Consider the following 12,541-nt stretch of genomic DNA (forward strand, 5'->3'; position numbering starts at 1 on the left):
CGAACTCAGAAGTGAAACCTCTTTGCGCTGATGGTAGTGTGGGGTTACCCATGTGAGAGTAAGTCATCGCCAGCTCATTATTCAAAATCCCCCTGCTAAAAAGCAGGGGGATTTATTTTTTATAAAATGAAAAATAAAAATCAGAACAATAGTTGGGATATCCTGCTAGAAATTAAAAACTTCGCGAAAGCTTCATACAATTGCTGTGTGTTTGTCATTTAAAGCTGATTTAATCAGTTTTGACTATAAAAAATGACGAGATGAAGAGCCGTATGAGAAAAATTTCGCTGAGCGTGTTAAGTATTTGCATCTTGATGCTTTCTGCTTGTAAAGATTCAGATCATCACGACACAACTTTACCCGAGCAGACATTAACAGAACCTACCCTGATATCTTTTGCCAAGTTGGATGTAGAAACTTATGCAGAAGGTCCTGATTCTGGCCATGATGTTAAGGGAGCGAATGGAATTTTTCCTCCCTTTAAAGGTCAGCCTGTACAAGGTTTTTCGGCCGCCCTTAAAAATCCAGATGGTACTTACCTGGCGATGTCTGATAATGGTTTTGGTGCTCAAGATAATTCAGCAGATTATTTATTGCGTTTGCATCATCTTTCAATTGATTTTAGAACCAAAGTGGGTGGGACAGCAGGGGTAAAACCTCTGGCTTATATCCAGCTACGTGATCCTAATCGTCTGATTCCTTTCGATATTGTTCATCAGAATACTCAAGAACGCCTGTTAACAGGCGCTGATTTTGATCCAGAATCGATGCAACGCACTGCAAATGGGGATATCTGGATTGGAGATGAGTTTGGTCCTTATTTACTGCATTTTAATGCCGAAGGCATCTTGCAAAGCCCACCTATTGCTTTGCCACACCCTAGCAAACCCGGAATTGAACTCCGTTCTCCACAAAATCAGCTGAATAAAATGGGTCAAAATTATGTGACTCCGTTGGTACAACGCAGTGGCGGTTTTGAAGGGATGGCTATCTCTACTGATGGCCAATATCTCTATCCTCTACTGGAAAAACCGTTAATTGATGCGACTCAATCACAACTGATTATTTCCGAATTTGATATTCAGAAAAAAGCTTATACTGGAAAGGTCTATTATTTTGATCTTGATAGCAAAGCCACAGCAATTGGTGATTTTCAGCTATTTAATCAGTCAGAAGGCATTATTATTGAGCGGGATGATACTGAAAATAATCTGGGCGGTTATAAAAAATTAATCAAAATTAAGTTGAATCAACCTGGTGAAGCAGTTTCACGTATAGAGCTGGTCAATTTGATGGATCTTGCCAATCCGGACTTGTTATACGGACCTGTACGCACAGGGGATATAGCTACTAATACTCGTTTTGGTTTGCCTTTCCAGACAATTGAAGATCTGATTATTGAAGGGCCGGACTTGCTTACTGTGCTGAATGATAATAATTTTCCTGGCTCTAGCGGACGTAACCGCAAGCTGGCAGATGATAATGAAATTATCCAGATTCGTCTGGAAAAAGCTTTATATTAGGAATTGTTGAGCATTTTTAACAAATCCCCAGATGGATCCATCTGGGGATTTTTTTATATAAATTTTACAGAAAACCGGTTTATCACTTTGATAATACTTTATTTTATATGTGAATAATCACATATTTAGCTGAATTAATTAAATATTTTTATTTACAACTTTAGTGTTAAAAAGCCAATAAAGTTAAAAAATGATCAATTTTGCAGTCGACAAAGTATAAATAATCATCCATTTTATATAAAAAGTGAATAACAATTCATTTTTTATACAATAAGTAAAAGCTCACAATTGGAGGTGAGGTAAAAATGTCAGCGATAATAAATGTAAATGCTGTAGTGGATGAAGCAAAGTTTAAACCTTTCCATTTAAAAATCGTATTGTGGTGTCTATTTGTCGTTATTTTTGACGGTTATGACTTGGCAATTAATGGAGTTGCTTTACCTCTACTCATGCAAGAATGGAATATGACAGCGGTGCAAGCTGGCATGTTGGCGAGTACCGCACTGGCGGGAATGATGTTTGGGGCCATGCTGTTTGGGATGCTGGCAGATAAAATTGGCCGAAAAAATGTAATTCTGATTTGTGTGACTCTATTTAGTGGATTCACCTTTTGGGGCGGTTTCGCCTCAAGCCCAACCGAGTTTGGGGTTTTACGTTTTATTGCCGGTCTGGGTATTGGGGGAGTGTTGCCTAATCTGGTGGCTTTAACCTCAGAATATGCACCACAAAAAAAGCGCAGTACCCTGGTGACCACTATGTTTAGTGGCTATGCGGTAGGTGGTATTATGGCGGCATTGCTCGGGGCTTGGTTAACACCAAGTTTTGGCTGGGAAATCATGTTTTATATTGCAGGTCTTCCTTTATTGATTTTGCCACTGTTATGGTTCTATCTGCCTGAATCACTCACTTTTCTAGTGAAAAAACAGAAAAATGAAAAAGCCAGTAAAATTGTACAGCAGATTGTTCCTGAACAGGCGGTTACCGCAGATACTCAATTTGTACTGAATGAAGTCCATGCACCAGAAGCCTCTATTGCCGCCCTGTTTAAACAAGGCCGTAGCATGAGCACCTTACTGTTCTGGAGCTGCTTCTTTATGTGTTTGCTGATGGTATATGCACTGGGCAGCTGGTTGCCAAAACTGATGATGGCCGCAGGCTATTCATTGGGTAATAGCTTGATGTTCCTGCTGGCGATGAATATCGGTGCCGTAATAGGTACAATTGGCGGAGGGATTCTAGCAGACCGTTTTCATCTGAAACCGGTTATTATCGGCATGTTCCTGCTGGGTGCAGTGTCTCTGGTGGGCCTCGGCTTTAATTCTCCACAAGTGGTAATTTATTTACTGGTAGCGGCTGCGGGTGCTTCTGCAATTGGCAGTAGTATTCTGCTATATAGTTTTGTGGCGCAATATTATCCTTTATCCATCCGTTCTACCGGCATTGGCTGTGCTTCTGCAGTCGGCCGCACTGGTGCCATTGTGGGACCAATCGTGATCGGTTTCTTGCTGGGCATGGAATTACCACACAAGATGAATTTCCTGGCTGTTGCAATCCCGGCCATTATTGGCGCAATTTCTGTTGCCCTGATTGTGCGTAAAGACCTGGCAGCAGAACATGATACAGAGACTGTGTTGGCAACCAAAAAGCTCAATTCGATTAAAACCTAGGCATTTTTTGCCAATTAAAATGAATTAAACTTTTAAAGAATTACAAAAGCCCCTTTCAATTAAGGGGCTTTTGTTTAAATTTTCTATAAAAATACAGGCCCGAAAAATAGTTAGCTTATGTTCAATTACTGGGCTGAGTTTAATTAAAATTATAAGTAATTCATTATTCAATAATTTATCTTAATAAAAACGTGACATATCACGCAAATAAATGCCTTTTCCCAATTCATAGAAATATATCATTTAGTCTTATTGTGCCTGAAATCTGACTTCCGTATATTCCTCAGTCTTGAATCTTCAGTTGAATATTCAATTGAGTCTTCAAAAGGATATTATGGACAAGTACTCATGGGAGATGAGAACGATGACAACGGAAAAAGTGGATATTAGTTCTGTAGTCGATAATGCGAAATTTACGCCTTTTCACTTCAATGTAGTTGCTTGGTGCTTACTCATTATTTTGTTTGATGGCTATGATTTAGCAATTAATGGTGTGGTTTTACCATTATTGATGCAGGATTGGGGTCTAAGTGCTGTTCAAGCAGGTATGTTGGCCAGTACCGCACTTGCCGGGATGATGTTTGGTGCGATGATTTTTGGTTCCCTCGCGGATAAAATCGGTCGTAAAAAAGTCATCATGATTTGTATTGTATTATTTAGTGGTCTGACTTTTGCTGGGGGCTTTGCTTCAAATCCAACGGAATTCGGAATTTTACGCTTTCTTGCCGGTCTGGGCATTGGTGGGGTGATGCCTAACCTGGTGGCCTTAACTTCTGAATATGCGCCACAAAAAATGCGCAGTACCTTGGTGACCACCATGTTTAGTGGTTATGCCGTAGGTGGTGTGATGGCCGCCTTATTAGGTTCGTGGTTTACACCAAGTTTTGGTTGGCAAATCATGTTCTTTATTGCTGGAGTCCCATTATTTTTATTACCGGTCATCTGGAAATTTTTGCCTGAATCACTCGCTTTTATGGTGAAAGAAAATAAGCAGCAGGAAGCACGTCGTATTGTACGTCGTTTGGCGCCAGATGTTAGCGTAAATGAGCACACTACGTTTAGCCTGCCACAGGGAAATGTACCTGAACCTGCTAACGTGGTGAGCCTGTTCCGTCGTGGCCGTGCGGTCAATACGGTTTTGTTCTGGATTGCCTTCTTTAGCTGCTTACTCACCATGTATGCATTAAGCAGCTGGTTGCCGAAGCTGATGATGGCAGCTGGTTACTCGATGGATAACAGCCTGATGTTTATGATGGTCATGAACGTGGGTGCAGTCGTTGGTATTGTCGGTGGTGGTATTTTGGCTGACCGTTTCCATTTGAAACCGGTATTGATGTTTCTCGGTATGATGGGCGCGATTGTGATGAGCCTGATGGGTTTCCAGTCAAATCAGTTTTTGCTTTATATCTTGGTGTTCTTGGCAGGTGCAGCATCGATTGGTTCGCAAATGTTATTGTACAGCTATGTGGCGCAATTCTATCCATTGGCCGTACGTTCGACCGGTATTGGCTGGTCTTCTGCGATTGGTCGTATGGGGGCGATTGTTGGCCCGATCCTGATTGGTGGCTTACTGGGTATGAATCTTCCTGCTCACTTCAACTTTATGGCAGTCGGTTTACCGGTACTGATTACAGCAATTGCGGTTGCGTTGATCATGCATGAAAATGAAGCTGACAAGATTGGTTCAATTGAACCAGCAGTGTCTAAAGCTTAAAGCTAAGGATTAAATAACAAGCCTCCGAAAGGGGGCTTTTTTATTGTTAAATTAGTAATATCAAATTATTAAATTTATAAAGATGACTAATTTTTTAAGAGAGAGAAAAGTGATAAATCATATTTCAGAACTTCAGAAATTATTACCTAATTTCCCAACTGATATTTTAGAACAGTGGTTTTTACCTTATGTAGAAAGTAATGGTATGCCTTGGGATAAGGAAGGAAATGCTATTGGACGTTGGAAATACCTACTACAAAATAAGCCATTACATTACTGGAAAAATATTCTATGGGATCAAATAGAAGCTTATATTCCAATAGATGAATATTGTGATGAATGGAAATCAGTTTTACTTAATATGGTAGAAGGCGCTGTTTTAGGGAAAACTAATGTTTATTCAATATCAATTAATAATTTAAAAGAAAGGTTTGATTCGGTTTTAGAATATTTAGAAGCAGAGAAAGTATTTCCTAAGCCTCCAATTTTACTTCTAGAAAAGGATAAAGGCATAACTGTTTTAGACGGAAATCACCGAATTTCGGCATTTTTATATTCTTTATCACAACATTATAGGGATAAAAAAGATGGAAAAATTGATACTCTACCTATGTTAAAACAAAGATATTGGATAGGTATCAATAGAGAGAATAAATAATTATTTATAAGTTAGCAATTTTATTTAGATAATTAATTTTTAAAAGATATATTCACAATTTATATGAAGAGAGTGTTTTTGATAACATCTATCATATTTTTATATGAAAGAAATAAGGAGTTTAATTTTGAAACTCAACTCATTCTCCCCAATCCCTGAAGATGATGAAGAACTTCATCTTCCTGAACTGGTGTACTGGGCTTCTCTAGGTGACGTTGAACAGGTCGAGCATGGTTTGCAAGAAGGTCTGAACGTGAATTCTGCCGATGAAGAAGGCTATAGCGCCTTACAGGCCGCTTCTGAAAATGATCATCTGGCTGTGGTCAAACTGCTGGTCAGTAAAGGTGCAGATCTGGCCCATCGTAGCCCTCATACTGCCTTGGAACTGGCCGAAATGGCAGGCAATAAAGAAGTGATTACTTACCTGAAAAGTCTTACAGGCGGAATCTAAACATAAAAAGAACCTCAATCATGAGGTTCTTTTTGTTTTAAGGATTTAAGCCGCTTCGCCTTCAAGTTCTTTCAAGATGGCTTCATTAAAGGCTGGAATATCATCTGGATTACGTGAAGTAATCAATACCCAATCACCGGTATTGCAACGATGAACCGGTTCATCGACCCATTTCCCGCCGGCATTTTCCAGATCCAGCTTAATGCTCTTATACGAGGTCAGATTTTTGTCTTTAATCCGCTGTGCATCAATCAATACCCATGGCCCATGACAGATTGCGGCAATCGGTTTGTGATTGTCAGCAAAATGCTGAATGATGTTCTGGGCATCCTGATTAATTCTTAAGGTATCCGCATTCACTGTACCGCCCGGAATTACCAGCAGGTCATAATCATCCAGATTGACGTGGTCGAAACTGGTATCCGGCGTATATTCGGTAGCAGCTTTGGTATCGCCTTTTACAGTTGCCACATCTTCATTCTTTTCTGCAGCATGAATCACTTCAAATCCTTTGGATTTGAGAAAGTTTAAAGGCTCGACCAGTTCATCATGTTCAATACCTTGATTTGAAGTAATAAAGAGGACCTTTTTTACCATGATCGCTGTTCCCAAAAAATGTGAGGATTTTCAGCTTAACAACAAGCTGATTCTTACAATGTGGGAGTTTTAGCTTGCAATTGTTAAGCAATGCTAAGTCAGGATATCGAGATAAAAAAAGCTCCGACCTCCTGTCAGAGCTTTTTTTTGTACTTCACTTTGAGGCATAACTCCTGTCCTACCTTACGTCCTGATGTATTACATTATTCTTCTTGTTTTTAGGTATTTGAGCGTCCTGCTCTTTATAGGGGTAGAATAGTCTGCATTAAAAAATCGGTATAGAGGTTGATCATACTGCATGTTGTAAGCCTGAACTTACAAGGTTAAATCAGACCCGCATAGTCCTGTTTAAAAGTGTATATCCAGACCGACATAAGGCCCTTTAAACTCAAGTTTCAGATCAGGTGCCTGACTCTGCTCAGCGTCAATCTTCATGATCCGATAACCCGCTTTGGCACCGACATCAACCAGTAGATTATCAATAAAATTATATTGCACTTCAGCCTGCAAGTCAGTGAGTGAGGTATCGCTACCACGGCTCAATACAGCCTCTGCTTTGGCGCTGAGTCCGGTAAATGGCAGTTTCACTCCGGCCTGTCCATAAACCAGGGCTGCATAACCATCCGCTTCATAATCCGTCAAGTAGGGCGCATTGCGATGTTGAACGGTACCTTGAAGATTGGTAAGACCAAGGCCCAGATCTGCACTCACGATATTGTCGAGTATTTCGTAGTAGAGAATATAGTCAATCCGGTCGAGCTGAATGTCCGCGGAAAGACCCGGAATATCTTCCTTACTTTGGCTGTCCAGATTAACGTATTTAATTTTAACATTCGGAATGATCGGTACTGGATGTTCTAAGGCCACAGACAGTTGTGCCGTACCCTGACGATCCAGCGCATGCTGATATTCTGGCACTGGATGACGGGTTGTATTTTCACTATAACCCTCAAAATTCCAGTAACTCAGATCAGCTTTCAGTCCCAGCACATCTGCATGACTGAATGTGGTTAGGCCACATCCGAGGAATAGGGCAGTTAATATTGTTATCTGCTTCATATTTTTCCTTATATTTTGTTTAAATTGAACGATGTCATTTACCGAAATACATATTCTTAATATCTGCATCTGGGTGCATCATATAGCTAATTTTAAAATTGTAATATATTTGGATGCGAAGGACGGAGCAATGGGATCTACAGCAGTACAGCCTTATAACGATTACCCCTTATATGTAGCCGGAAAACCGGTGGAGACAGGAGCATGGCTGGAAGTTAAACATAAATATAGTCAGGAACTTTATGCACGGGTTGCCCTGGCAGATGCCAAAACTTTGGAACAGGCTATTCAGGCTGCTGCCGCGGCCGAAGCCGAGATGGCAGCATTAAAGCCTTTTCAAAAGCAGAATATCCTGTTGCATTGTGTGCAGCGTTTTAAGGAAGTCCGTGAAGAGCTGACCAATATCCTGATTGCAGAAGGCGGTAAGCCTCGTAAAGCCGCCGCTGCGGAAGTTGAACGCCTGATTAATACCTTCCAGATCGCCGCAGATGCCGTCACCCAGATGGATCAGGGACGTATTTTACCGCTGGCCGTTACGGCAGCAGCCGCGGATTATCAGGGCATGGTCAAGCAGATGCCTATTGGCGCCGTTTCCCTGATCAGTCCGTTTAACTTCCCGCTGAATCTGACGGCACATAAGATTGCACCAGCAATTGCCGCAGGTTGTCCTTTTGTGTTGAAGCCAGCCAGCCTGACGCCAATTTCTGCCTTAAAAATTGCCGAGATTCTGGCTGAAACCGATTTACCGAAAAATGCCTTCTCGGTTTTGCCATGTCCACGTGATCTGGCCGATGTACTGGTCACTGATGACCGTTTCAAGCTGCTCAGTTTCACCGGTTCAGATGTGGTCGGCTGGGATATGAAAGCGCGGGCAGGGCGTAAAAAAGTCACCCTGGAATTGGGTGGTAACGCAGCGGTGATGATTGAGCCAGATACTGAAATTACAGAAGCGTTGATTAATCGTTTGATTGCCGGTGCTTATGGTCATGCTGGACAAGTGTGTATCAGTGTGCAGCGCATTCTAGTGCATCAGGATATTTATAATGATGTCCGGGACAAGCTGGTTCAGCAAGTCAAAAACCTGAAAGCAGCAGATCCTGATCTGGAAAGCACTTTGGCAGGTCCGATGATTAAAGCCACTGAAGCCCAGCGTTTACAGCGCTGGTTAGATAGCGCCGTTGCGCAAGGCACACGGGTACTGGCGGGCGGCGAATTGAATGGTGTGATGTTTGAACCGACCCTGCTTGAAAACGTTGACCGGCAGCTGGAAATTTATCGTGATGAAGTCTTTGGTCCGGTGGCCATTTTGGAAGCTTATTCTGACTTTAAAGCCGGTATTGCCAGCATCAATAGTAGCCGTTTTGGTTTGCAGGCCGGGGTCTATACCCAGAATCTGCAAAATATGCTCTATGCCTGGGATCATTTACAGGTCGGCGGTGTCATCATTAATGATATTCCTTCTTTCCGGGTAGATAACATGCCTTATGGCGGGGTGAAAGACTCCGGTCTGGGCCGGGAAGGGATTCAGTCAGCCATCCGGGATATGCAGGAAGAACGGATGCTGGTTATTAAAACCTAAGCGGATCGAAGCAATCAACTGAAGTCCACAATCGGCAAGCCGCAGATTGTGGAATTTTATTTTTAATTCAATAGCCATAAATTTGGAACGAGGAAAACATGCAAGCCTGATTAAAAAAGCTAGGTCTATTGCCTTGCATGCAAAGTGATACGCTACTTTTTATTGTGAGGTTCTACGAATGGTTGAACTACTAAGCAATTGACGGGGAAAAGGCTGGAAAAGCCGGAGTAAAACTTACAAATCATACATTTCAAAATTTCTCACAATATTGACTCAGTAAAATCAAGTTCAGTTGGTCGAATTATTGAACGATTGACTAAGAATAGATTATAAAAGAAGAATATTTTGAGCAGAAATTACAGAAAAAAAGTGAAAAATTCAGTATTGTTAAAGCATCTAAAGGTCAGTGAACGCATCAGACTTTAAGCAAGCTGTACATTTTACTGACCTGTTTGCACATTAGAATACGATGCCCAAAAGGCACAACGCTAATTCAAACACCAAAAAATAATGGAAATGTTTCTTTTTTTGCTGATGAAATAATCATAACAAACAGCATGAAAAGGAATTTATAGTTTAGGTGTTTTATGACAGATTCTCGTGAAAACTGGTCCGCGCGATCAGGATTTATTATCGCAGCCGTAGGTTCTGCCGTGGGTTTGGGAAATATTTGGCGCTTTCCTTATGTGGCCTATGAAAATGGCGGCGGTGCATTTTTAATTCCTTACCTGATTGCTATTTTTGCCGCTGGTTTACCTTTATTGTACTTAGATTATGCCGTTGGCCATAAGTTCCGTAAGGCTCCACCAACTGCCTATAAGAAGCTCATGAACTCTGAAGCCCTAGGTTGGTGGCAAGTGATGGTGACTTTAGTCATTGGCCTCTATTATGCCAGTGTCTTGTCGTGGGCAGGCAATTATATGTTCTATTCCATTGGCCAACAATGGGGAGCAGACACACAAGGATTCTTTTTTTCTACCTATTTGCAAAATGGTGAAGGCCTAGCCTTAGGTTTTGTGCCCACCTTATTTTTTGGACTGGTGATTGTGTGGGCCGTGGTGATGTTCATTTTATATGGCGGCGTTCGTCGCGGTGTAGAACTTGCCAATAAAATTTTTATGCCCTTGCTGGTGGTGTTATTTACCATTTTGGTCGTACAAGCGCTGCGTTTACCCGGCGCAACCACAGGTTTAAATGCCTTTTTTACCCCAAACTGGGAAGCGATGGCGAACTATAAAGTATGGCTAGCCGCATTTGGGCATATTTTCTTCTCACTTTCAGTGGGTTTCGGGATTATGCTGACCTATGCCTCCTATTTGAAGAAAAAAACCAATTTAACAGGTTCCGGTCTGGTGGTTGCATTAGCAAACTCATCTTTTGAGATTTTAGCCGGGATTGGGGTCTTTGCTGCATTAGGCTTTATGGCTTATAGCTCGGGTTTGCCAGTAGAAGAGGTGGTGTCGGGAGGAATTGGCTTGGCCTTTATTGCCTTCCCTAAAATTATTTCGAGTATGGGTGCGGGAGGAGATCTGTTCGGATTCTTGTTCTTTGCCTCGTTAACCGTGGCGGGAATCACCTCCATGGTGAGTATCCTGCAAGTCCCTATTGCAGCCTTTCAGGATAAATTAGGATGGTCACGTAAGAAAGCGGTCACCATTATCGCAGGCGGTTCAGCGGTGATGTCTACATTAATTTTCTCGACACACAGTGCAATTACCTTTGTCGATATTATCGACTACTTTGCCAATAATATTGGGATTGTCGGGGGCGGTGTACTTTCTATTATCCTGGTATCCTGGTTCCATCGTCCATTAATGCAACAGTTACAAGCGCATGTTAACCAATACTCAAGCATTAAATTAGGCAAGGGCTGGAACTTTTTGCTGACGGTCATTACCCCACTATCCTTGTTGATCGCTTTGGGCTTAACCATCAAGTCCATTATTGCCAGTGGCTATGGGGATTATGCGACGCACATTTTATGGATTGTCGGTGGGGGTACCGTCGCCCTGTTTATGCTGGGCGCTATTGGCTTGAGCTATCTAAAAGATAGCACGACTGGGGAGGAGAACTAAGATGAATACTTCCGCAATATTTATGATGGCCATTTCAATGATCTTGCTTTGGGGAGGTTTGATTCTCGCCATGCTGCATTTGGCGAAGCACCCGGATGCAGAAGAGGATGAGGTGCTGGACGAGGTCAAAGACCAGCACATACTTTAACTAAAAATCTGTTGATCTAGCCCAACAAACCATAAAAATGAAAGTCATTATCCCCTGTGATAATGACTTTCTTATTTTAGAAATGGAGCATTAAGATGCAGGCCATTTTACCCGACCAAGTCGGAATTGCATTTAGTCTGACGTTTCTTGCAGGTCTGGCGACTGTCGTGGGTGGAGGAATGGTGCTGTTCTTAAGACGTCCCAATTTCCGTGTTCTGGCGTTTGGCCTGGCCTTTGCGGCAGGGGCCATGATTTATGTTTCTCTCACCGAGATTTTGAATAAATCTATTCATTCTTTTAGTTTGGCCTTTGATGAAAAAACCGGTTTTGCCTTGGGTACGTTTGCTTTTCTGCTCGGCGTGATTTTGGTGTTAGTACTCGATCGTCTGATTCCAAACCCGCATGAAACTATGGAAACCCGGCAAGCGCAGGATGTCGGCCAGCCGCAGTTACTTAGAACCGGATTACTGACCCTGTTGGCGATTAGTGCGCATAATTTGCCAGAAGGGCTGGCGACTTTTTTTTCGACTCTGGAAAGCCCTGCACTGGGCGTACCTTTAGCCGTGGCCATTGCGATCCATAATATTCCCGAAGGCGTTGCAATTGCGCTACCTGTCTATCTGGCCACTGGTCGCAAAGATTATACCTTGCTGGCCAGTTTTGTCTCGGGATTGGCCGAACCTTTGGGAGCGGCATTGGGCTATTTTATTCTGGCACCGTATATGAACCAGACAATGTATGGCATGGTGTTCGGGATGATTGGGGGCGTAATGGTTTATCTGGCATTAGATGAACTCTTGCCTGCAGCCAAAAAGTTTTCCCAGGGTCATGAAACGGTCTATGGTCTGGTGAGTGGTATGGCGGCCTTGGCGACCAGTCTGGTCATCTTCAAATTTATTCAGTAGCTGTTAAAAAAACAGAATAAAAAAGGCAGCCTGAGCCACATTGCTGTCCCACAATTTTTCACAAGAGGAAGCTCATTTGAGCTTCCTCTTGTTTTATGGGTATTTTATCGGGTGAAAATAAAGCTTTTAAAGTTCTTCTTTCAAACAAATTCACTTGAATTATTC

11 protein-coding genes are annotated in these 12,541 nt (G+C 42.1%); 9 read left to right on the plus strand and 2 right to left on the minus strand.

The window, feature by feature from the left end; all coding sequences use genetic code 11:
* Positions 1-272 precede the first annotated feature (272 nt).
* From E2K52_RS11480 to E2K52_RS11500, 5 genes are all read left to right on the plus strand, one after another.
* On the plus strand, positions 273-1,523 hold the full coding sequence (locus E2K52_RS11480) for an esterase-like activity of phytase family protein (protein ID WP_151205225.1): 1,251 nt from the start codon (positions 273-275) through the stop codon (positions 1,521-1,523).
* Between the two features lie 305 nt (positions 1,524-1,828).
* Positions 1,829-3,190, plus strand: coding sequence for an MFS transporter (locus E2K52_RS11485; protein ID WP_151205226.1), 1,362 nt, complete (start codon positions 1,829-1,831; stop codon positions 3,188-3,190).
* Between the two features lie 364 nt (positions 3,191-3,554).
* Positions 3,555-4,904: an aromatic acid/H+ symport family MFS transporter gene (locus E2K52_RS11490; RefSeq protein ID WP_151205227.1), complete on the plus strand. Its 1,350-nt coding sequence runs from the start codon at positions 3,555-3,557 to the stop codon at positions 4,902-4,904.
* A gap of 82 nt (positions 4,905-4,986) precedes the next feature.
* Positions 4,987-5,562 carry a hypothetical protein gene (locus tag E2K52_RS11495; protein WP_151205228.1) on the plus strand — a complete coding sequence of 192 codons (576 nt, stop codon included), beginning with the start codon at positions 4,987-4,989 and terminating at the stop codon, positions 5,560-5,562.
* A 127-nt stretch (positions 5,563-5,689) separates the two neighbouring features.
* Complete coding sequence (locus E2K52_RS11500; protein ID WP_151205229.1) at positions 5,690-6,013, plus strand: ankyrin repeat domain-containing protein; 324 nt, start codon at positions 5,690-5,692, stop codon at positions 6,011-6,013.
* A gap of 45 nt (positions 6,014-6,058) precedes the next feature.
* Here E2K52_RS11500 and E2K52_RS11505 read toward each other — a convergent pair whose 3' ends face one another.
* Complete coding sequence (locus tag E2K52_RS11505) at positions 6,059-6,610, minus strand: type 1 glutamine amidotransferase domain-containing protein (protein WP_151205230.1); 552 nt, start codon at positions 6,608-6,610, stop codon at positions 6,059-6,061.
* Positions 6,611-6,958: 348 nt separating this feature from the next.
* Positions 6,959-7,669 carry a TIGR04219 family outer membrane beta-barrel protein gene (locus tag E2K52_RS11510; RefSeq protein ID WP_151205231.1) on the minus strand — a complete coding sequence of 237 codons (711 nt, stop codon included), beginning with the start codon at positions 7,667-7,669 and terminating at the stop codon, positions 6,959-6,961.
* Positions 7,670-7,799: 130 nt separating this feature from the next.
* Here E2K52_RS11510 and E2K52_RS11515 point away from each other — a divergent pair, with 130 nt between their 5' ends.
* From E2K52_RS11515 to zupT, 4 genes are all read left to right on the plus strand, one after another.
* The gene (locus tag E2K52_RS11515) at positions 7,800-9,248 is read left to right on the plus strand and encodes an aldehyde dehydrogenase family protein (protein ID WP_151205232.1); all 1,449 of its coding nucleotides are present in this window, start codon (positions 7,800-7,802) and stop codon (positions 9,246-9,248) included.
* A 587-nt stretch (positions 9,249-9,835) separates the two neighbouring features.
* Complete coding sequence (locus E2K52_RS11520) at positions 9,836-11,323, plus strand: sodium-dependent transporter (protein WP_151205233.1); 1,488 nt, start codon at positions 9,836-9,838, stop codon at positions 11,321-11,323.
* Between the two features lies 1 nt (position 11,324).
* Complete coding sequence (locus E2K52_RS11525) at positions 11,325-11,471, plus strand: methionine/alanine import family NSS transporter small subunit (protein WP_151205234.1); 147 nt, start codon at positions 11,325-11,327, stop codon at positions 11,469-11,471.
* Positions 11,472-11,566: 95 nt separating this feature from the next.
* A complete protein-coding gene (gene zupT, locus E2K52_RS11530) occupies positions 11,567-12,376 on the plus strand; it encodes a zinc transporter ZupT (protein WP_151205235.1) in 810 nt (269 codons plus the stop codon).
* The last annotated feature ends 165 nt before the right edge of the window (positions 12,377-12,541 follow it).

The organism is Acinetobacter sp. RF14B (assembly GCF_006864105.1).
In the GTDB taxonomy this organism is placed as follows: Bacteria; Pseudomonadota; Gammaproteobacteria; order Pseudomonadales; family Moraxellaceae; genus Acinetobacter; species Acinetobacter lwoffii_C.